Annotated in this window: 18 protein-coding genes (1 of these 18 running past the window's edge); 5 read left to right on the top strand and 13 right to left on the bottom strand. The window is 61.4% G+C overall.

From position 1 onward, the window contains the following. A complete protein-coding gene (locus NT26_RS14860; protein ID WP_052639823.1) occupies nt 1-1458 on the top strand; it encodes a cobyric acid synthase in 1458 nt (485 codons plus the stop codon). Here NT26_RS14860 and cbiB read toward each other — a convergent pair. Next, nucleotides 1442-2410 carry an adenosylcobinamide-phosphate synthase CbiB gene (gene cbiB / locus NT26_RS14855; protein WP_052639821.1) on the bottom strand — a complete coding sequence of 323 codons (969 nt, stop codon included), beginning with the start codon at nt 2408-2410 and terminating at the stop codon, nt 1442-1444. The two genes, NT26_RS14860 and cbiB, sit on opposite strands and share 17 nt — an antisense overlap. Between cbiB and cobD the strand changes: the two genes are divergently transcribed. Then, a complete protein-coding gene (gene cobD, locus NT26_RS14850; RefSeq protein WP_244467619.1) occupies nt 2409-3437 on the top strand; it encodes a threonine-phosphate decarboxylase CobD in 1029 nt (342 codons plus the stop codon). The genes cbiB and cobD overlap by 2 nt on opposite strands. On the opposite strand, the gene NT26_RS14845 is transcribed toward cobD, so the two are convergent. The 3 genes from NT26_RS14845 to NT26_RS14835 are packed head-to-tail and all read right to left on the bottom strand — an operon-like array spanning nt 3427 to nt 7315. After that, a complete protein-coding gene (locus NT26_RS14845) occupies nt 3427-4428 on the bottom strand; it encodes a P1 family peptidase (RefSeq protein ID WP_052639819.1) in 1002 nt (333 codons plus the stop codon). The genes cobD and NT26_RS14845 overlap by 11 nt on opposite strands. 3 nt (nt 4429-4431) lie before the next feature. Continuing rightward, entirely contained in the window at nt 4432-5973 is a 1542-nt protein-coding gene (amaB, locus tag NT26_RS14840) for an L-piperidine-6-carboxylate dehydrogenase (RefSeq protein ID WP_052639817.1), read from the bottom strand. A gap of 58 nt (nt 5974-6031) precedes the next feature. Next, the gene (locus tag NT26_RS14835) at nt 6032-7315 is read right to left on the bottom strand and encodes an NAD(P)/FAD-dependent oxidoreductase (protein ID WP_052639815.1); all 1284 of its coding nucleotides are present in this window, start codon (nt 7313-7315) and stop codon (nt 6032-6034) included. A 98-nt stretch (nt 7316-7413) separates the two neighbouring features. Between NT26_RS14835 and NT26_RS14830 the strand changes: the two genes are divergently transcribed. Both NT26_RS14830 and NT26_RS14825 read left to right on the top strand, forming a co-directional pair. After that, nucleotides 7414-8349, top strand: coding sequence for a LysR family transcriptional regulator (locus NT26_RS14830; RefSeq protein WP_052639813.1), 936 nt, complete (start codon nt 7414-7416; stop codon nt 8347-8349). Nucleotides 8350-8397: 48 nt separating this feature from the next. Then, nucleotides 8398-8634: an Lrp/AsnC ligand binding domain-containing protein gene (locus NT26_RS14825; protein WP_052639811.1), complete on the top strand. Its 237-nt coding sequence runs from the start codon at nt 8398-8400 to the stop codon at nt 8632-8634. A 51-nt stretch (nt 8635-8685) separates the two neighbouring features. Here the strand turns inward: NT26_RS14825 and NT26_RS14820 are convergent, their stop codons facing one another. The 4 genes from NT26_RS14820 to epmA form a co-directional block, all read right to left on the bottom strand. After that, nucleotides 8686-8883, bottom strand: a complete 198-nt coding sequence (locus NT26_RS14820; protein WP_052639809.1) for a hypothetical protein — start codon at nt 8881-8883, stop codon at nt 8686-8688. A gap of 437 nt (nt 8884-9320) precedes the next feature. Continuing rightward, a complete protein-coding gene (gene purU, locus NT26_RS14815; RefSeq protein ID WP_052639807.1) occupies nt 9321-10205 on the bottom strand; it encodes a formyltetrahydrofolate deformylase in 885 nt (294 codons plus the stop codon). 342 nt (nt 10206-10547) lie between these two features. After that, nucleotides 10548-11597, bottom strand: coding sequence for a lysine-2,3-aminomutase-like protein (locus NT26_RS14810; protein WP_052639805.1), 1050 nt, complete (start codon nt 11595-11597; stop codon nt 10548-10550). Next, nucleotides 11594-12664: an EF-P lysine aminoacylase EpmA gene (epmA, locus tag NT26_RS14805; protein ID WP_052639803.1), complete on the bottom strand. Its 1071-nt coding sequence runs from the start codon at nt 12662-12664 to the stop codon at nt 11594-11596. The genes NT26_RS14810 and epmA overlap by 4 nt, the downstream gene beginning before the upstream one ends. A 173-nt stretch (nt 12665-12837) precedes the next feature. Here epmA and efp point away from each other — a divergent pair, with 173 nt between their 5' ends. Continuing rightward, nucleotides 12838-13407: an elongation factor P gene (efp, locus tag NT26_RS14800; RefSeq protein ID WP_052639801.1), complete on the top strand. Its 570-nt coding sequence runs from the start codon at nt 12838-12840 to the stop codon at nt 13405-13407. A gap of 74 nt (nt 13408-13481) precedes the next feature. Here the strand turns inward: efp and NT26_RS14795 are convergent, their stop codons facing one another. The 5 genes from NT26_RS14795 to NT26_RS14775 all read right to left on the bottom strand — a co-directional run. Next, on the bottom strand, nt 13482-14933 hold the full coding sequence (locus NT26_RS14795; RefSeq protein ID WP_052639797.1) for an efflux transporter outer membrane subunit: 1452 nt from the start codon (nt 14931-14933) through the stop codon (nt 13482-13484). Nucleotides 14934-15050: 117 nt separating this feature from the next. Beyond that, the gene (locus NT26_RS14790; protein WP_052639795.1) at nt 15051-18161 is read right to left on the bottom strand and encodes an efflux RND transporter permease subunit; all 3111 of its coding nucleotides are present in this window, start codon (nt 18159-18161) and stop codon (nt 15051-15053) included. 52 nt (nt 18162-18213) lie between these two features. After that, the gene (locus NT26_RS14785) at nt 18214-19419 is read right to left on the bottom strand and encodes an efflux RND transporter periplasmic adaptor subunit (RefSeq protein WP_052639792.1); all 1206 of its coding nucleotides are present in this window, start codon (nt 19417-19419) and stop codon (nt 18214-18216) included. A 139-nt stretch (nt 19420-19558) separates the two neighbouring features. Then, entirely contained in the window at nt 19559-20161 is a 603-nt protein-coding gene (locus NT26_RS14780; protein ID WP_065814539.1) for a TetR/AcrR family transcriptional regulator, read from the bottom strand. A gap of 33 nt (nt 20162-20194) precedes the next feature. Next, a protein-coding gene (locus NT26_RS14775) for a phosphoribosylaminoimidazolesuccinocarboxamide synthase (RefSeq protein ID WP_052639788.1) crosses the window boundary here: on the bottom strand, nt 20195-20303 show its end. Its footprint extends 833 nt past the window's final position; the window shows 109 of its 942 coding nt (coding positions 834-942); its start codon lies beyond the right edge, outside the window — the gene reads right to left on this strand; the stop codon is at nt 20195-20197.

Here is a 20303-nt window from a genome sequence, read left to right as displayed (position 1 = left end):
ATGGCCGCCCGGGCGCTGATGTTCCAGGGGACAGGCTCCGATGTGGGCAAGTCTCTGGTCGTGGCGGGGCTTGCCCGCGCCTTCACGCTGCGCGGGCTGCGAGTCTTGCCGTTCAAGCCGCAGAACATGTCCAATAATGCCGCCGTCACTGAAGACGGCGGCGAGATCGGCCGTGCTCAGGCCCTGCAGGCAAGAGCAGCCGGCGTTTCTCCGAGCGTCCACATGAACCCGGTTCTGCTCAAGCCGCAGAGCGAGGTGGGTGCGCAACTGGTCGTCCAGGGGCGCGTGTCGGGGAATGCAAAAGCAGCGGAGTACCAAACGATCAAGCCGACGCTCATGCCGCGGGTGATGGAAAGTTTCGGCATCCTGAAGGAGCAGGCGGATCTTGTTTTGGTGGAAGGAGCCGGCAGTGCTTCCGAGGTCAATCTACGCCGCAATGACATCGCCAATATGGGTTTCGCACGCGAGGCCGATGTCCCGGTCATCCTGATCGGCGACATCGACCGCGGCGGCGTGATTGCCAGTATTGCCGGTACTAAGCTCGTCCTTCCACCAGACGACGCCCGGATGATCGAGGGTTTCATCATCAACCGCTTCCGGGGCGATCCCTCCCTGTTTGCCGATGGGATGGCGACGATCAGCAGCCTGACAGGCTGGGAGGCCATCGGCCTACTGCCCTTCTTCGCGGATGCGGTCCGTCTGCCTGCGGAGGATGCGCTCGGCGTTCACGTTGAAAGAACGAGAAAGACCGGCGCCAAGGTCAGGATTGCCGTACCGATCCTGCCCCATGTCTCGAACTTCGACGATCTGGACCCACTCGACGCCGAGCCGGATGTGGAGCTGGTTCGTCTGCGGCCGGACCAGACCATACCAGGAGACTGTGATCTCGTGCTGCTCATGGGCTCCAAGGCGACGATTGCGGACCTTCAGGTGCTGAAGGCGAGCGGACTTGACGTCGACATTCGCGCACATGTGCGCAGGGGAGGGCGGGTGCTCGGTCTGTGCGGCGGCTATCAGATGCTCGGGCGTACCATCGCCGATCCCGAGGGCATTGAAGGCACGTCTGATCGCGTCGAGGGGCTCGGTCTACTTCAGGTGGATACGGTGCTTGCCGGCGACAAGAGACTGGAGTCGGTAACGGGACGAAGCTTCGACGATGAGCCGCTACAGGGATACGAGATGCATATCGGGCGAACCACTGGGCCTGATTGTGCGCGACGCTTTGCCGAGTTCTCGGGATCGACGGACGGAGCCATGTCCGCGGATGGGCAGGTTGTAGGCACCTACCTGCATGGGCTCTTCACAAACGACCGCCAGCGGACGGCCTGGCTGCGGCGACTCGGTGCCGAACCTGCTGGAATGGACTATGAAGCTGGCATCGATGCGATCCTGGATCGGCTTGCAGCCCACATGGAACAGCATCTCGACCTGACGGGACTGCTCAGGCTCGCAAGATAGCCAGGGCTGCCAGCCCGAAGATGCCGATCAGCAGCGCGTCGGCGACCCTTGCGACCCGAAGGGCGCGACGGATATCGGAGGCGTCGAGATTCGTCCGGCCACCTTCGCCCATGAAGCGGACCTCGATCATGTGGCCGCCATAGCTTCGCGGTCCGGCAAGAGCGACGCCCAATGCTCCGGCCATCGCTGCCTCCGGCCAACCCGCGTTCGGCGAGCGGTGGTATCTAGCATCGCGTCGAATGGCAGCGATTGCGCGACTTGGCGAGGCCCCGGGGACCAGGCAGGCCGCGACGACGAAAAGTACGCCGCTCAGGCGCGACGCGGGCAGGTTCACCAGATCATCGAAGCGTGCCGACGCCCAGCCGAACGCCTCATGACGGTCAGTCCGATGGCCAATCATGCTGTCGGCCGTGTTGATGGCCTTGTATGCTACGCCACCCGCAAGTCCGCCGACCCCGAGCCAGAATGCGGGAGCGACGATCCCGTCCGAGAAGTTTTCCGCAAGGCTTTCGATGGCAGCGCGGCATACGGCGGGTGAATCGAGGTTCTCCGGATCGCGCCCGACGATCATCGAGACTGATCGCCGTCCAGCGGGCAAGCCTCCCATCTCCATCGCAGCTGCAACAGCCTCGACATGTTGCTCCAAGCTTCGCTGGGCAGGAAGACTGGCCGCAACCAACACAACTAGAATGAAGCCAAACGGGACGGCCAGCAGCAGGCTCTCGAGCAGCAGAGACAGCGAAACAACCACTGCCAGTACAACGGCGAGAGCGAAGATGCCCCACAGCCTGCGATGCGAGGGCGTATCGCCTTCCCTGTTCCATCGTGCATCCAGTGCTGAGATGAGTTTGCCAATCCAAGTGACGGGATGCCCGATCAGGCGATATACCCAGTCGGGATAACCGAAGATGCGTTCTGTCAGCAGGGCGAGGAAGGCGAGAGAAAGGTACATGGAGCCGATGGCAGCTGGAATTTCCTTGGGCGGTAAAATCGAGCACGGCGGCAATCTTGCGCGTGCCCGTGCGCTGTTTCCCCACGCGCCCGAGCCCTGGATCGATCTCTCCACCGGCATCAACCCGAACTCCTATCCGCATTCGCCGTTGCCGGGCAATGCCTTCTCGCGATTGCCGGACCCGGAGGACCTGGGAAGGCTGAAGGAAGCGGCCGCCCGTTCCTACGGCGCACCGTCCGCCGCGCATGTCGCAGCGGGACCGGGCACGCAGATCCTTCTGCCCATCGTGGCGAGACTTCTGAAGAATGGGGGGAAAGCCGCGATCCTCTCTCCGACCTATGCGGAGCATGCACGGGCGGCCAGGTTGGCGGGATACGACGTAAGGGAGGTCAACGACCCCGAAAGGCTTCTCGAGGCGGATCTTGCAGTTACCGTCAATCCCAACAACCCGACCGGGCGGATCGTCCCCCGGCCGCAGCTTCTCGAACTCGCAGCGCGGTTACGTGAAAAGGGAGGTCTTCTGGTGGTCGACGAGGCCTTTCAGGATGCCTCCGACAGCGAAAGTGTCGCGGATGCTGTGGATAGCGGAGGACTGCTGGTGCTGCGGTCTTTCGGCAAGTTCTACGGGATGGCCGGCGTCCGGCTCGGCTTTGCGATCTCGCATCCCGGTCTGATTGCGCGAATCGAAGATGAGCTTGGGCCCTGGTCGGTGTCTGGGCCCGCCCTCCGCATTGGCAGCGAGGCGCTAGTGGACAAGGAGTGGAAACGTGCGATGCGGGAACGGTTGCACCGGAGTGCTGTTCGCCTTGATGCGTTGTTTGAACAACGAGGCATATCCGTGGTGGGCGGAACATCCCTGTTTCGCTTCGTTCGTCACGCCGAGGCCCAGCGGATCTTCCATACCCTCGGTCAGGAAGGCGTCTTCGTCCGACGTTTCGCAGATCGACCGGAGGAACTGCGCCTTGGGCTTCCAGCCGACGATCAATGGGGGCGTGTGGAAACTGCTCTGGCGAAGTTCACTTGCTGACGCTGCTGCCGAAGCGATCTCGCCACGACGGCTGAGCGTTCGCCACCGGCAAAGCAGTTGCCTCGAAAACCCCGCGTGCGATGGCGCGCGAGGTAACCAGCGCTGCCAGATGGAGTATTTCCATCAGGTCCCGCGCCTCCTTCACCTCTTTCTCGGCGGTTGCCGCAGAAAACACAGTGTCGCCGTCAAAGGGCAGGTGAACCGGCACGATGGCACGCGCAAGGCCATCATGCGCAGCCAGGGACAGCCGGTGGGCCTGTGCCTTGGTCAGGACTGCATCGGTGACCACTACGCCGATTGTCGTCGCCGTGATTCTCACGCCCTTGATGCGGAAATCGGTGCGAGCGGGAAACGGTAAGCCCAGTCTGCCGAACTCGTTGTCGACCTCGTAGGGCGCTGCCCAGAAATGCGGTCCATCGCCAACGGTCGCGGAACCCAATGCGTTGGTTGCGACCAGTGCCGCGACGACATGGCCGCTGGAGGTCACTGCGCTGGCGGATCCCAGCCCGCCCTTGACCGTTGCTGTCGTCGCCCCCGTGCCGGCACCCACTGTACCAAGAGGAAAAGCGCCGCCCGTTGCCGCCTTGAATGCTTCATAACCCATGTCGCGATAAGGCGAATGAAGGCCCCAGCTCTTGTCGCCGCCGTTCAGGAGGTCCATCAGGATCACCTGCGGGACGATGGGAACACGAACGTCACCGACGGGAAAGCCGCGGCCGATCTCCCGCAGGCCCGACTGGACCCCACCGGCGGCGTCGAGACCGAACGCGGAGCCGCCCGACAGGACGAAGGCATCCACTGTCTCGACCGTCATCGAAGGGTCGAGGAGCGACGTCTCCCGTCCTCCGGGAGCGCCGCCCAGGACTGTCCCCGAAGCGATCGCCGGCTTGTCGAAGACAACCGCCGTCACGCCTGAGCCGAGAACGAGATCAGTGGCGTGGCCGACGGCCACACCCTCGATATCGGTCAGGAGGTTGAGCGGTCCCGGCATGCCTCAGATGACGTCGAACTTGACGCCCTGGGCAAGCGGGAGGGTGCGCCCGTAGTTCAAGGTATTGGTTGCACGACGCATGTAGGCCTTCCAGGCGTCCGAGCCGGACTCGCGCCCGCCGCCCGTTTCCTTCTCACCTCCGAAGGCGCCGCCGATCTCGGCACCGGAGGGGCCGATGTTAACGTTGGCGATGCCGCAATCGGAGCCTCGGTCGGAAAGGAAGGTTTCGGCCTCGCGCATATCATTCGTGAAGATGGATGAGGAGAGGCCCTGCGGCACGTCGTTGTGAAGCCGCAAGGCATCCTCGAAGTCGCTGTACTTCATGACATAGAGGATTGGCGCGAAGGTTTCTTCCAGAACGGGTCCGGTCTGTGTTGGCATCTCGATGATTGCGGGACGGACATAGTATGCGTCCGCGGCGTTATCCTGATTTACCCTTTCGCCGCCGGTCACTTTGCCGCCGGCGAACTTGGCGGCTTCCAGCGCCTTCTGCATCTTCTCGAATGCAGCCTTGTCGATCAGCGGTCCCACCAGATTGCCACCTTCGAGCGGGTTGCCGATGGTGACCGACTGATAGGCCTTGGCGAGCCGCGGTACGAGCGTTTCGTAGACGCTGTCATGGACGAAAAGGCGCCGCAGCGTCGTGCAACGCTGGCCAGCCGTTCCCATGGCGGCGAAGGCCACACCCCGGAGCGTCAGGTCGAGATCTGCCGTCGGAGCGACGATGGCCGCATTGTTGCCGCCCAGTTCGAGCAGCGAGCGCGCAAAGCGCTGCGCCAGACGCGGGCCGACCGCGCGGCCCATGGCCGTTGAACCGGTTGCGGAAACGAGCGGTACCTTCTCATGGTCGACCAGTACCTCGCCGATCTCCCGTCCCCCGATCAGCAGGGTGGAAAGGTTCTCCGGAGCCGTATTGCGTTCGGCGACGTAGCGGGAAAGGGCCCGTTCGAAGATCGCCTGAGTTGCCAGTGCGGTCAGCGGTGTCTTCTCAGATGGCTTCCACACCGTCGCATTGCCGCAGACGAGTGCCAGCGCTGCGTTCCAGGACCAGACCGCGACCGGGAAGTTGAAGGCGGAGATGATGCCGATGGCGCCAAGCGGGTGCCATGTTTCCATCATGCGGTGATCGGCCCGCTCGGTCGCGATCGTCAGGCCGTAAAGCTGGCGGGACAGACCGACCGCAAAGTCGCAGATGTCGATCATTTCCTGAACTTCGCCCAGACCTTCCGAGGTGATCTTGCCGACTTCGATGGACACCAGACGGCCAAGGGCTTCCTTGGAAGCACGTAATTCCTCGCCCAGAAGGCGGACCAGTTCGCCCCGCTTCGGCGCCGGCACGAGGCGCCACTCGAGGAAGGCCGCATGGGCTTTTTCAATCGCTGCAGCGGCATCCGTGGCCGTGATCTCCGGAAGCCTGCCGATCTCCTGACCGGTAATCGGGGAGCGAACAGCAAGGGTCCCACCGGTATAGCTTTCGGGCTTGATGCCGAGTTCGCTGAAGATCTTCTTCACGTCCTGGGTGAGATCGAGATTGGCAAGCGTCATGTCAGTCCTTCCGGATGTCGAATTGCGGTCAATGTACTGATCGGCGGCGCTTCTGCAATCAGAAGCGCTCACCAGCGAAGTGCGCGACCTGCGCACCGAGTTCGTAATAGGCCTCCTTGACCGAGCGGACCGCCGGCAACTTCGGATCGGTGATCGGCAGCGGCAGATCCTTCTCGGCAACGCGGCCGAGGATGTGCTCCGCAAGGATCTTGCCGAAGGTCGTGCCGGGGGAAATGCCGCGACCATTATAGCCGCAGAAGCCGAGAACATTCGGCGCGAACTTGTGGAGGCGGGGCAGGGCGTTGTCGGTCATTCCGATCATGCCATACCATTCGGCCTCGAAGGGGATATCGGCAATCTGCGGGAAGATCCGGCGGATGGATCGGCGAGCCCATGCCTTGTGAATGGATGTTCCGGTGCCGCGCAAGGCGCCGACGCTGCCGAAGACCAGCCGGCCCGCCTGGTCCATGCGAAACGAGGAGAGGATTTCCCTGGTGTCCCAGCACCCTTCGCGGCCGCGCAGGATCAGCTGTTGCTGTTCCCGGGGCAGCGGAGTGGTGGCGAGATTGAAGTAGGGGAGATAGACCTGCTCCTTGCGGATGACTTCCCACGGGCCGGAACTATAGGCTTCGCTGGCGACGATAACCCAATCCGCCCTGACCTCACCCCGAGCGGTGCGCAGGACGTGTGCGCCGTTCCGTTCCTGATGATCAAGTACCGCACTCTTGCTGTAAAGCCGGGCACCCGCGTCGATGGCGGCCCGTGCTAACCCGCGGGCATAGGCAAGGGGCTGCAGGGTGCCGGCCCGCATGTCGAGCATGGAGCCCGCATAGGCAGCGGACCCCACCCGGCGTTCGGTCTCGACAGCATCCAGCAGGGAAACCGGTGCACCTCGCGTCTGCCATTGCGCCGCCCGTTCCGCGAGTTCCTTCAGCCCCTCGTCTCCGACAGCGAGATGCAGGGTCCCGTTGCGCTCGAGCTCGCAAGGAATGTTGTGACGGTCGATGAGATCGCGCACGAGGTAGGGACCGTTACCGAGCAGTTCCAGCAAACGCTCTCCGTACTGCGGTCCCAGTTCCTTCGGAAAATCGTCCGGCATGACCCACATGCCCGCATTGATCAGACCGACATTCCGCCCGGCTCCCCCGAAGCCGAATTCCTGAGCCTCCAGAAGCACGACATCGGCTCCGGCTTCGGCTAGGTGCAGCGCTGCGGACAGACCAGTGTAGCCGCCGCCGACAATCGCGACCTGGGCGGATACGCCTTCCTGCAGCATTTCTGTGGAGGGTGCTGGTGGTGCAGTCATTTCCCACAGTCCGTGGGAGCGCGGGTCATTGAGCATTTCAAAGGTTCCGGATGAAATTCCGAACGGACTTTACAGAGGCGGCACCAACGTGAATATCGACAGTTTCTCAATAGGTCATTCAACGGAGGAATGACGTGCTGCCGCCCAGGCGATTTCTGCCCTCGTTCTCTCTGCTGGCTGCCTTCGAGGCGGCTGCCCGCACCGGCAGCATCACTGCGGCTGCCAATGAGCTTGGCCTTACCCAGAGCGCCGTCAGCCGGCAGATTTCATCTCTCGAGAAGCAACTGGGGGTCCCGCTTTTCAGACGGGAGCGGCAGACGATCAGATTGACCCTTGCCGGCGACGGATACGCTCGCGAAATACGGGAGGGGCTTCGGCGCATTTCCACCGCCTCCCTCAACCTGCGGGCCCATCCAAAGGGAGGCGTCATCAATATCGCTGTCCTTCCGCTGTTCGGCGCCCGCTGGCTCGCGCCTCGTTTGGGCCGTTTTCTGGACCGTAATCCGGACGTGGCGGTCAACCTGATCAGCCGCCTTGAGCCCTTCGATTTTCGCTTCGACTCGATCGATGCTGCCATCCATTTCGGCGAAGGGCGTTGGCCAGGAGCGGAACTGACCTTGCTGATGAAGGAGCAGACGGTGGCGGTGTGCAGTGCCGACTTCCAGGCGCGCTTCGGACTGCGGCGCCCTGCTGATCTTCTGGAGGTGCCCTTGCTGCATCTGAGTAGCCGTCCCGATGCCTGGGAGAACTGGTTCAGGAGTGAGGGCGTGGGGTTCGATCAGCTTCACGGGATGCTGTTTGATCAGTACATGACCATCGTCGAGGCCGCGGCAGCCGGAATGGGGGCCGCACTTCTTCCGGCATTCCTGATCGCGCCCGAGCTCGATATGGGCCGTCTGGTGATGGCGACGGATGCAAGACACCGGGAGACGGGCAGTTATTATCTCGCCCATCCTGCCGAGCGGGCTGATTATCCGCCATTTGCCTCGTTCAAAACATGGCTCTTGAACGAAGCCGGCGAGGAGGGGGCGCAGGCCCGGGTTGAAGTGGACGAAGGCATGGGCCAATAGTTGATCGAAAGCGTGCCCTCGCGGCGCGGCAACCGATAAGGACAGGACATGAAGCCGATCTTCGTTCAGCTCAGATGCAAGCCAGGAAAGACGTATGAGGTGGCAGACGCTATCTACAAGACCGAACTGGTGTCCGAACTGTATTCAACCAGCGGTGACTGGGATTTGCTGCTCAAGATCTACATCAAGGAGGGCGACGAGGTGGGGCGCTTCGTGAACGAGAAGATTGCAGCGATTCCGGGGATAGAACGCTCTCTGACCACGCTCACCTTCACGGCGTTCTAGAAGAAGCGACGCCGTCCGATTTGCGGAACAGCGTCGCGGGTGAGGCAGGCACTAGACATGGATTGCCGCGTCGGCATTGCGGCCGCGTACCAGATCACGGATGGCCAGCCGCACCTCGTCCGCCGACCTGAACCGGCGTTCGTCGAGATCAATGACGTGAAACTTGACGGCGATGAACTTCAGCCTGTCTTCATCCGGAACGACGATCCCTACTGGCTCGCCGCCGTATTCAATGACTTGCTTCTGCATGAGCAGACTCCTCAGTGGCTGTCGGCGACAGCTCTGACGAATGAATTTTCTGGAAAAGTGTGATCCGGATCGTTACATTCGACAGCACATGAGAGACGCAAGCTCCGTGCCATTCACTTTGAACGCTACCTGACGAAAGGTGGCGACGCGTATCATATCAAACATGTCACTCTCCCTAGGTGGTTGCGCTTCTGCGGGCGAATGCAATCGCCAACAATCCGGACGGTAACCCGGATTGGATTCATCGGCAACGAAAATCACCTTAGACAGGATATTTTTCTTTCCGATGACAGAACTGCGGCGGCAATGAGAATTCTATTGCGCATTCGCCGTGGCTACTGCCAGAGATAGATAAGGCTATAGAACGGGCCCGCAAGGCTTGCGGGAAGATAAATGTGACCTCCGCCCGCATGCCTCCTGCTGCTGCTCCGTGTGTATCAACCCATGCGCTCTGATGCGTAGCTTCCAGGGCTTGGCGGAAAGACGATCGTGCGGTTGCCGTTCAGGAACACCCGGCGGTGGATGTGGGCATGAATTGCGCGGGCAAGAACCTGGCTCTCCACATCCCGGCCGAGGGAGACGTAATCATCCGGGCTTTGCGCATGCGTGATGCGTACGGTGTCCTGTTCGATGATGGGGCCTTCGTCGAGATCCGCGGTGACATAATGCGCCGTCGCGCCGATCAGCTTCACGCCGCGCTGGTATGCCTGCTTGTAAGGGTTCGCACCCTTGAAGCTTGGCAGGAATGAGTGGTGTATGTTGATGATCTTGCCAGACATCTTCGCGCACAACTGATCGGAGAGGACCTGCATATAACGGGCAAGAACAATGAGCTCGGTGCCGGTCTGTTCGACCAGTTCCAGGAGCTGCGCTTCTGCCTGCGGCTTGTTCTCCTTTGTCACCTTGATGTGGTGGAAGGGGATGTCGTGATTGACCACAACCTTCTGATAATCGAAGTGGTTGGAGACCACGCCCACGATGTCGATGGGCAGCGCGCCGATCTTCCATCGATAGAGTAGATCGTTGAGGCAGTGACCGAAGCGCGACACCATCAAAAGGACCTTCATCCGGTCGGAGGCGTCATAGATTTCCCAATCCATTTTGAACCGGCCGGCGACAGGATTGAATCCTTCCACCAGTTCGCGATGGGTTGCTCCCTCCTCCGATATGAAGGAAATCCGCATGAAGAATTTGCCGGTATCGAGGTCGTCGAACTGCGAGGAGTCGATGATGTTGCAGCCCTTTTCCGCCAGGAACCCCGAGATGGCGGCAACGACGCCACGGGTCGAATCGCAGGTTACGGTCAGGACATAGCTCGTCATAGAATTCTCTCCGACATCCTAGAATGGGATTTGTATACATAAATGTGGTGTGCAATCAAATCCACTGCCTCGAATCAGGTGTGGCCGCATGCGCCCCAAGCACGGCGGATACTAGGGCCTCAGCTCTTGGCCGTGAAGGCTACCGATTGATCGCGCTGCCTTGCGTCCTGAAAATATTCGTCTTCCCTTGGCGAAGCGTCCGGAACCGATGATCCAGCAGTGGTGATTGGGTCACTGACACGCGAGTCTAGGCGACTGATTGACGGCGTTCGCCAAGAGGAAGGATATGCGCAGCAAACGTCGCAGATGTGAAGCATGTATACAGCACGGCTTTCTAGCGCCTCAGGAAGTTGGCGGGTAAACATGCTCCGCTCCTGCGAAGTCGGTTACTCTATAGGCGCCGTCCTCGGCGCGGATCGAACATTCGCCGATCGGAGCCTTTCCATGGCCCCCGGGGATATCGAGCACGTAGGTCGGTTGACAAAGGCCCGATAGCCGACCACGGAGGGCGGCCAGAATGCGCTGGCCTTCGGCAATGTCGAGGCGAAAATGGCTGGTGCCGGGGGCGAGATCCGGATGATGCAGGTAGTAGGGCTTCACACGCGTCTCGACGAAAGCCCGCATGAGGTCCGCCAGAAGCGCCGGGTCATCGTTTACGCCCTTGAGGAGAACGGTCTGGCTGACCATCGCGATGCCGCGATCGATCATCCGTGCGCAGGCGGAGCGGACAGCTTCCGTCAGCTCCCGGGGGTGGTTTGCATGAAGAGCGATGTAGGTGGTCTTGCCGCTGGCCGTGAGGGCATCGACGAGATCCTCGTTCACGGCCCAAGGATCGACGACAGGCACCCTTGTGTGAAAGCGCACTATCTTCACGTGCGGGATGGTGGCAAGGCCATGCATTATTTCTCGCAGCCGGCGAGGGGACAATACAAGCGGGTCGCCGCCGGTAAGGATGACCTCCCAGATCTCACCGCGGGAGCGGATATAGGCGACAGCAGCCTCCAGTTCCTCGGCCGTCATCATGCCATCGCCCTGCGGCCCAACCATTTCCCTTCGGAAGCAGAAGCGGCAGTAGACCGGACATAGATGCACCGCCTTCAGCAACACGCGGTCCGGGTAGCGGTGCACCACGCCTCTTACGGGGGTGTGTGCATGGTCACCGATCGGATCGGCGCGTTCTTCCGGCGTGGTCTCGAGCTCGTGCGCACTGGGGACGAACTGCCGGGCAATCGGATCTTCCGGATCGGCAGGATCGATCAGCTTCGCCACATCGGGAGTGATTGCCAGTGCGTAACGTCGCGTGACCGTTTCGATGTCTTCAAGTTGGGCGCGACCGGCGAGTCCTGCCTCAACAATATCTTCTGCCGACTTGAGTGTCGTGGATCGCGTCATTGTGGCGGTTCCGCAACTGGGGCCCACATCACTGCATCGATCCGGCTCGCGCCTGTCGCAAGCATGACGAGGCGGTCGAATCCCAACGCGGCACCGCTTGCTTGCGGCATGCCCTGCAAAGCCCGCAGAAAATCCTCATCGATCGGATAGCTGTCTCCGTAGATGCGTGCCTTCTCGGCCATCTCATGCTCGAAGCGCCGACGCTGCTCGACGGCATCGGTGAGTTCGCCGAAGGCATTTGCGAGTTCGACGCCGCAGGCGTAGAGCTCGAAACGTTCGGCAACCCGGGGATCATTCGGCGAAGGTCGCGCAAGCGCTGCCTCCGCCGCCGGATACTCGCAGAGGATCGTGGACCGCTCCAAGCCAAGGTTCGGCTCGATTTTCTCCACTAGGACGCGACTGAAGAGATCGGACCAGGTATCGTCATCGGCAAACCGGATACCCGCCTGGACGAGCCCGTCGGCTAGTTGTTCGCGGTCGGTCTGCCCATCGTCTGTGATGGATGCAAGAAGATCGATGCCTGCAAAGCGGTGGAAAGCCTCCGCCAGGGTGATGCGCTCCGGTTCCGCAAAGGGGTCTACACTGGCGCCTCGATAGCTGAAGCGGCGCGTTCCGGCTGCCTCCGCTGCCAATGCCAGCAGATCGGCGCAGTCGTCCATCAGTTTCCGGTAGTCCTCATCAACGCGGTACCACTCCAGCATGGTGAACTCCGGGTGGTGAAGCGGACCGCGTTCGCGATTGCGATAGACGTGGGCGAAGGAGAAGATCCGCCGTTCGCCGGCTGTCAGCAGCTTCTTGCAGGCAAACTCGGGAGACGTGTGCAGATAGAGAGGAGACCGGAGCCCGTCGATCGTCACCGCCTCTGTCGCAAAAGCATGAAGATGCGTCTCGTTTCCCGGCGAGGCCTGAAGGGCGGCGGGATCGATCTCGATGAAGTCCTCGCCGTGAAAGTGTGCGCGCAGGCCGGCCTGTATGCGATTGCGCGCCAGGAGGAACGGGCGACGGTCGGCATGCACCTGCGGCTCCCACCAGGGAGAGCGATCGGATGTGGAACCTGAGCGGGGCATGCGATGATCCTGATCGTCAGCTTTTATGGGGTGCCTTGCTGGCCAAGGCTTCCTATTTGGCGGTTTTTGAGCTAGGTGCGCCGAGAAAGTCTTATCCGTCCGCCGGATCGGCCTGTCGGTCCTCTACGACGCATCTCCGGCGGTGACAAGCCGGCAGCTAAAAGGGAATACTCATGGTCAAAGTCATCGCTTCCTCCGTCCGCAAGGGCAACGTCCTCGATGTGGACGGCAAGCTTTATGTGGTGCTCACGGCGCAGAACTTCCACCCGGGCAAGGGCACGCCTGTCACCCAGGTGGACATGCGCCGCATCGTCGACGGAGTGAAGGTTTCGGAGCGCTGGCGTACGACCGAGCAGGTCGAGCGTGCCTTCGTGGAAGACGTCAACTTCCAGTTCCTCTACGAGGATGGCGAGGGCTTCCATTTCATGAACCCCGAAAGCTACGACCAGGTGGTCGTCGATGTCGAGACGATGGGTGACCAGAAGGCCTATCTCCAGGAAGGCATGACCTGCATCCTGTCCATCCACGAAGGCGTGCCGCTGGCCGTGGAACTGCCGCGGCACGTCACGCTGGAGATCACGGAGACGGAGCCGGTAGTGAAGGGGCAGACCGCTTCCTCGTCCTACAAGCCTGCCATGCTCTCCAATGGTCTGCGCACCATGGTGCCGCCGCACATCAACGCCGGTACCCGCGTCGTGATTGCCACAGAAGACAATTCCTACGTCGAGCGCGCCAAGGACTGAGCGACGCCAACCGATCAAAAGAAAACCTCCGGTGCTACGGCACCGGAGGTTTTTTGTTGTCTATGATGCTTCCGTTATTTCGTCGGCATGGCCGCGGCCGAGGCAACTACGGTCGTAGTTGGCGCGCCATAGGCATAGCCGCCGCCCACGGCGACGTTCAAGGCCACGAAATCCTGCGCCATCTGCTGGACGGCCTGCGCGAGGTTTGCCTGGGCCGTCGAAACCTGCCGCTGTGCATCGAGTACGTCAAGCAGCGACGAGGCGCCATCGCGATAGCTGGCCGTCGCCAGGTCAAGCGCTTCCTCGTAGGAGCGGACGGTATTGCGAAGGGCATCCACCGTACGTGCGTCGCGTGCTACGGCGGCAAGCGCGTTCTCGACCTCTTCGACCGCACCAAGCACTGTTTCCTTCCAGGCGAGGTAGGATTCTCGTGCGGAGGACTCGGCGCTGCTCAGGTTTGCCTTCAGCGCGCCGCCGTCAAAGATCGGCAGAGAGAGGCCCGGTCCAAATGACCAGCTCAGGATCCCGCTTTCGGAGCCGCCGGCGATGCGGGTGTAGGAGGGGCGGATCGAGCCGCCCAGGCTGATCGCCGGATAGAGCTGCGCCTGCGCGACGCCGATCTCGGCGACCGCCGCTGCCAACTGCCGCTCGGCGGCGCGGATGTCCGGACGGTTGCGAATCAGATCAGCAGGAACGCCAGCGCTGACCTTGAAGCGTGCCACGGGCTGACGGGCACCCCTCTGCAGTTCGGGAAGAAGGGAGGACGCGGGAACACCAAGCAGGGTAGCAACCCTGTGGGCTGCCCGTCGGAACTGCGTTTCCAGGTTGGGCAACTCAGCCAGCGTGCTGTTCACCAAACCTTCCGACTGGACGACGTCAAGGCGCGAGGCGGCACCGGCCTCCAATTGCAGACGGGTCAGGTCGAGCGTTTCACGGCGCGAAGAAAGGTTCTGGCGCGCCAGCGCGATCCGCTCCTGATAATAACGGACGTCGATATAGGCCGATACCAGCTGCGACAACAGTGTCAGCCGGGCAACATCGACGCTCGCGTAGGCAGCGTCCAACTGGGCCAGTGCGCTCTGCTTGGAACGCTTGTAGAGGCCGAAGAGGTCGAGGAACCAGGAGGCGTCTAGCGAACCGGCGACGGTCGTCTGCGCGGATGTCGACGTGGGGCTCAGAGGGCCGCCGATGTCCTCGGTGCCACTCCGCTCCGCCTGTGCGCCCAAATCAAGTGAGGGCAGAGCTCCTGCTCCGGCCTGGACAACGCCTGCCTGAGCCTGATTGATTCGCTCGAGCGCCTGTAAAACGTTGAGGTTCTGCGCCAGGCCCTGATCCACATAACCATTGAGCCGGCTGTCGCTGAAGGCCGTCCACCAGGCTACCGTGGAGACGTCACCATTGCTGGTCCTCGAACCCTCAGCGAACTTGGCGGGGAGGGCGATTTCGGGGGGGGTGTGCTCGGGCCCGACGACGCAGCCGGAGAGGAGGAGCAAGGCGAGCGGAGCCGCTGCGTGGATCGATCTCATAATCTTTGTCCCAAATGCCCTATCAGAAACACGAGTGCGCCCGTACCGTCTGAGCCGCTTCCCCGTCTGGACCGAAAGCCCGTTAGCGAGGACACGCTACTCATCTGTTAACGGATGTCACGATGTCATCTCGCCTTTTTCACGCTTTGATAACCGCCTGACCACAACAAAGAAGGAGGGAACGAAGAAAATTCCGAGCAGTGTTGCAGAAAGCATACCCCCCAGGACGCCGATGCCGATCGCATTTTGCGCTGCAGAACCGGCGCCGGTCGCGACGGCCAGCGGCACGACCCCCAGGATGAAGGCAAGCGACGTCATGACAATCGGGCGCAGGCGAAGGCGTGCTGCTTCAAGCGTCGCCTCAATGAGGCCCTTGCCCTGCTCTTGCCGGTCCTTTGCGAACTCGACGATCAGGATCGCGTTCTTCGCCGCAAGACCGATCGTCGTAAGCAGCCCTACCTTGAAGTAGACGTCGTTCGCCTGGCCGAAGAGATAGGCAGCCCCCAAAGCCCCGAGCACGCCGACTGGAACGGCCAGTATCACGGAGAAAGGTACCGACCAGCTCTCATAGAGCGCCGCAAGGCAAAGGAAGACGATCAGCACCGACAGCGCGTAGAGAAGTGGCGCCTGCGAGCCTGACAATCGTTCCTGATAGGAGATGCCCTGCCACGCGACCGAATAGCCTCCGGGAAGCTCGGCCGTCAGCCGTTCCATTTCATCCATTGCCTGACCAGTACTCACGCCGGGGCCAGCAGCGCCCTCGAGGGAAATTGCACTGGTACCATTGTAGCGGGCAAGCTGCGGCGTGCCGCCTACCCATTGGACGGTGCTGAACGAAGAGAAGGGCACCATCTCACCTGCGCTGTTTCGCGCATACCAGTATTTCAGGTCGTCCGGCTGCATCCTGAAGGGAGCGTCCGCCTGCACGTAGACGGGTTTCAATTCGTTATTGAGTGTGAAGTCATTGACGTCGCGCCCGGCGAAGATGGTGGCAAGCATGGAGTTGACCGTTGCGAGATCAACCCCCATCGCCCCAAGCTTTTCCTGGTCGAGCAGGATCTTGAGCTGCGTCTCCGATCGCTGGCTGTTGGTGCGCAGCGAGCTGATGTTCGGATTTGTCGTCGCCGTCTGTGTCAACTGCTGTGAGACGGCGGTGAGTGCATCGTTGCCGTTGCCCCCGCTATCCACCAGGTACATGGAGAAGCCGCTCGACGTGCCGAGACCTTGGATTGCAGGCGGAAGGAGTGCGAAGACCTGTGCGTCACGCAGCGTGAAGAAATAGCCGCTTGCGCGCTGCACGATCTCCGCCGCTGACTGGCCCGGGCCCGTCCGCTGATCGAAGTCGGTCAATTTCGTAAAGACGATGGCGTTGTTCTGGCCACTGCCGCCGAAGCTGAAACCGAGAACGCCGAAGACGTCAGACACATTCTCTTTTTCCTGTTCCAGGAAGTATTGCTCGACCTGCTTGACGACCGCGTCGGTCCTCGCCGTCGTTGAGCCGGCCGGCGTCTGGACGATGGTCAGCAGGACGCCTTGGTCTTCCTGCGGCAGGAAGGAGGTCGGCAGGCGGGTGAAGAGCCAGGTGCAGCCGGCAACGACGAGGGCGAAGACCACCACGACCCGCAGGGGACGCTTGAGAAGGTAACCGATCGTCGAGACATAGCCCTTGGTGGAGCGATCGAAGCCACGATTGAACCATGCGCCGATGCCGCGACCCTTCTTGTGATGGTCGATCGGCTTCAGCATGGTCGCGCAGAGGGCCGGGGTCAGAACGATGGCAACGACCGCAGAGAGCAGCATTGCGGACACGATCGTGACCGAGAACTGGCGGTAGATGATGCCGGTGGAGCCCCCGAAGAAGGCCATGGGAATGAACACTGCCGTGAGGACGAGGGCGATGCCGATTATCGCCCCGGTGATCTCACCCATGGATTTCTCCGTCGCCTCCAGCGGCGGCAGCCCTTCTTCGTCCATGATGCGTTCGACGTTTTCAACGACAACGATTGCGTCGTCCACTAGAAGGCCGATCGCCAGCACCATGGCGAACATGGTGAGCGTGTTGATTGAGTAGCCGGTGAGGGCCAGGATGCCGAAGGTGCCAAGCAGCACCACTGGGACCGCGATCATCGGGATCAGCGTCGCGCGAAGGTTCTGGAGGAAGATAAGAAGCACGACGAAGACGAGAATGATCGCCTCGATCAGAGTATGCACGACCTTCTCGATCGAAAGCTCGACGAAGGGGGTTGTATCGTAGGGATAGGTGATCTCCACGCCTTCGGGCAGGGTAGGAGCGATCGCCGACAAGGCAACCTTCACACGATCCGCAGTATCCAGCGCGTTCGCACCGGTCGCAAGGTTGACGGCGAAACCGGTAGAGGGAAGGCCGTTCTGCCGCGAGCTCGAACCATAGCTTTCCTGCCCAATCTCGACACGTGCGACGTCGCTCAACCGTACCGTCGCCCCGTCCTGCTCGACCTTGAGGATGATCGACTCGAAGTCGTCGACGGTCGTGAGCTGGCTCTGGGCGGTCATGGTAACGGTCAGCTGCTGGCCCGCCACGGACGGCTGGCCGCCGAGGGAGCCCACCGACACCTGCGTATTCTGCGCCTGAATGGCGGATGTCACGTCCGTGGGGGTAAGCTGATACTTCTGCAGCTTCAGCGGATCTAGCCAGATGCGCATGGCATAGCCGGAGCCGAAGATGTCGATGCTGCCGACCCCTTCGAGCCGCTTGATCTGGTCTTCAATGCTGGTCGTGAAGACGTCGCCGAGGTCGACGGAACTGCGCTTGCCGTCGGTCGACACGAGGGCGCCGACCATCAGGATGCTCGATGTCGAGCGCGTCACCGAGATTCCCGCCTGCTGAACAACGTCGGGAAGCTGCGATTGAACGAGCTGCAGCTTGTTCTGCACCTGCACCTGGGCGATCTCAGGATCGACCGTGGTGCCGAAGGTAAGTGTGATCGAGGCGCTTCCGGTGCTCGATGACGAGGTCATGTATGTCAGGTCATCGAGGCCGGTCATGCCGTCCTCGATGATGCTGGTGACCGACTTCTCGACGGTCTCCGCACTTGCGCCCGTATAGAATGCGCTGACGCGAACGGTCGTCGGGGCGATGTCCGGATACTGCGAGATCGAGAGCGTCGAGATCGCGAGCGCGCCACCGAGCATGATGACGATTGCGATGACCCAGGCAAATACGGGCCGCCGGATAAAATACTTGGCCATTTGAAAATCCCTTGGCGCCGGGCTTACGGCATCTCTGGAAGGACGAGGATCGTCACTGGGCGGCGGGTTCGGCGGCCGCGTCCGTCGGCGCGGTCACAACGAGACCATTTTCATTCACGGTGGCCTCGACGGGTGCAACCGTGGCGCCATCGCCGATCCATTGAAACCCGTCGACGATCAGACGATCGCCTTCGGCGACACCATCGGTGACGAGCCAGTTATTGCCAGAAACCTGGCTCACCGGAAATACGCGGGTTTCCACTTTGTTGTCGTTCGTCGCGAACTTCGCAGAAAGCTCCCCCCGCGCATTGCGCGTGGCAGCTCTCTGCGGGATCAGGTATCCGGCTTCCGTGCCGAGTGTGACCTCCGCCCGTACATACATGCCGGGTAGGATGATCTCGTCAGGGTTTGGAAAAACCGCACGTATCTGGTAGGTCCCGGTTGTCTCGCTGACCGCCATTTCCGACATGTCGAGCTTGCCCGTGTGGGGATAGATGGTTCCATCCTCGAGCTTAAGGGTCATCTCGGCCTCGCTCGGATCGCCGGTCAGGCGTCCCGATGCCATTGCCGTGCGGAGCTCCAGGAGGTTGGTGCTGGACTCGGTGAGGTCTATGTAAATCGGATCGAGCTGGCGAAGCGTGGTCAAGGCATCAGTCTGGTTCGCAGTGACGATGTTGCCGATGCTCACGTTCGAGATGCTGGTCACGCCATCGAAGGGTGCACGGATCTTTGTGAGGTCGAGATTGATTTCCGCAGTGCGCAACGCCGCCTTGGCCTGGGCCACGTCCGCTTCGGCCTGGAGCAGGGTGACGCGGGCGTTCTCAAATTCGATCTGGGTTGCCCCGCTGTTCACCAGTCGCTCGTAGCGAGCAAGGTTGGCCTGGGCACTCGGAATCGAAGCCTCAGCCTTGGCGACGGAAGCGCGAGCCTCTGCAAGGGCGGCGCTGTACGTATCGTCCTCGATCTGGAAGAGCAGGTCGCCGGCTTTGACCGCGCTTCCTTCCTTGAAGGCGATCTCGCGGATGGCGCCCGTAACCCGCGGGCGGATGCCCGTTTCCTGGAAAGCCGCAGCCCGGCCCGGCAGAATGCGGGTGATGGGAAAATCTCCCTTCTCCATCGTCACGATGCTGACGGGGGTCGGAGGCCGCTCCTGCGCAGCGCTCCCTCCTGCAGGTGCGTCGGTTCCCTGCTTTGCATCGCTGCAGGCCGTCAGGGCAAGCGACAGAAATAGAGGAAGGAGAAAAGTACGTCTGTTCATCAGCGTCATCCAAAGGCTGCGGCAATGTAAAGTGAGCGCACCTTAGCCGCAAGAAACGGAGGGCCATGGTGGAGGAATGTGATTGGCTTGAAGCGGCTCGGGAAGATCCTGTTCTGGAAGTGACGTATATCGGAAATCGTCACTTTGCAAGCGGACTTTGCAATGCAGCATTGACAAGCCCCGCTATGCCCGCACAGCGGGCCTTCAGCTCCTCTTCGGTTGCTTCAGCGAGGAAGACCGGGTGCAGAACGCTCGCAAACGCCGCGCTCACATGCTGGGTCACGGCGTCGAGATTGTCGCAACGATAGACGCCGCTCTCGATCCCGTCCCTGATCACATCTCGAAACAGTTCCTCGATAAGGTCACGGTAGCGCTGCCCGCTGGCGAGATCGGTCTTCGGCATCAGGAAGATCAGTTCAAGGAAGAACGGGTTGTCGCGGATATCTTGGAGATGCGCCTCCATCAGCTTGCAGACGACCAGCGGCAGGCGCCCCGGTGCTGGTGCCGGATCGTCGAAGCTGCCGAAGCGATCGACCATGCGGCGGACATGACGGTCGCATATCGCGTCCACCAGCGCACCCTTCGTGTGGAAGTGCTTGAAGACGTTTGCGGGGGACATTCCCAACTGCTGAGCTATGTCGGCAATAGACGATTTGGCAATGCCCTGCTTCCTGAAGAGCGTTTCCGCAGTTGCCAGGATGTCCTCTCGTGTCTCTTCCGCTTTACGTCTCGGTCTGCGCAATCGATCCTCTCTTCGCTGAACGCGGGGGCTGTCTCAGAAATAGGGCTGCAGGTTCTGCCGGATACGGTCGAGGATCGTCGCACCGCTCAGGTCAGGCTGGAAGCTCAGTCCGGTGATCCTCTGGTAGGCGCTCCGGTAGACG

It is taken from the genome of Pseudorhizobium banfieldiae (genome assembly GCF_000967425.1).
GTDB lineage: Bacteria > Pseudomonadota > Alphaproteobacteria > Rhizobiales > Rhizobiaceae > Neorhizobium > Neorhizobium banfieldiae.
This window is presented reverse-complemented; position numbering and strand designations above follow the sequence as displayed.

What these genes read in the sequence shown, in the direction of transcription:
- efp (WP_052639801.1), top strand. Translation starts at nt 12,838, where the DNA reads ATGGTCAAAGTCATCGCTTCCTCCGTCCGCAAGGGCAACGTCCTCGAT.
- NT26_RS14825 (WP_052639811.1), top strand. Translation starts at nt 8,398, where the DNA reads ATGAAGCCGATCTTCGTTCAGCTCAGATGCAAGCCAGGAAAGACGTAT.
- cobD (WP_244467619.1), top strand. Translation starts at nt 2,409, where the DNA reads ATGGAGCCGATGGCAGCTGGAATTTCCTTGGGCGGTAAAATCGAGCAC.
- NT26_RS14785 (WP_052639792.1), bottom strand. Translation starts at nt 19,419, where the DNA reads ATGAACAGACGTACTTTTCTCCTTCCTCTATTTCTGTCGCTTGCCCTG.
- amaB (WP_052639817.1), bottom strand. Translation starts at nt 5,973, where the DNA reads ATGACGCTTGCCAATCTCGATCTCACCCAGGACGTGAAGAAGATCTTC.
- NT26_RS14835 (WP_052639815.1), bottom strand. Translation starts at nt 7,315, where the DNA reads ATGCTCAATGACCCGCGCTCCCACGGACTGTGGGAAATGACTGCACCA.
- NT26_RS14845 (WP_052639819.1), bottom strand. Translation starts at nt 4,428, where the DNA reads ATGCCGGGACCGCTCAACCTCCTGACCGATATCGAGGGTGTGGCCGTC.
- purU (WP_052639807.1), bottom strand. Translation starts at nt 10,205, where the DNA reads ATGACGAGCTATGTCCTGACCGTAACCTGCGATTCGACCCGTGGCGTC.
- NT26_RS14860 (WP_052639823.1), top strand. Translation starts at nt 1, where the DNA reads ATGGCCGCCCGGGCGCTGATGTTCCAGGGGACAGGCTCCGATGTGGGC.
- cbiB (WP_052639821.1), bottom strand. Translation starts at nt 2,410, where the DNA reads ATGTACCTTTCTCTCGCCTTCCTCGCCCTGCTGACAGAACGCATCTTC.
- epmA (WP_052639803.1), bottom strand. Translation starts at nt 12,664, where the DNA reads ATGCCCCGCTCAGGTTCCACATCCGATCGCTCTCCCTGGTGGGAGCCG.
- NT26_RS14795 (WP_052639797.1), bottom strand. Translation starts at nt 14,933, where the DNA reads ATGAGATCGATCCACGCAGCGGCTCCGCTCGCCTTGCTCCTCCTCTCC.
- NT26_RS14820 (WP_052639809.1), bottom strand. Translation starts at nt 8,883, where the DNA reads ATGCAGAAGCAAGTCATTGAATACGGCGGCGAGCCAGTAGGGATCGTC.
- NT26_RS14810 (WP_052639805.1), bottom strand. Translation starts at nt 11,597, where the DNA reads ATGACGCGATCCACGACACTCAAGTCGGCAGAAGATATTGTTGAGGCA.
- NT26_RS14790 (WP_052639795.1), bottom strand. Translation starts at nt 18,161, where the DNA reads ATGGCCAAGTATTTTATCCGGCGGCCCGTATTTGCCTGGGTCATCGCA.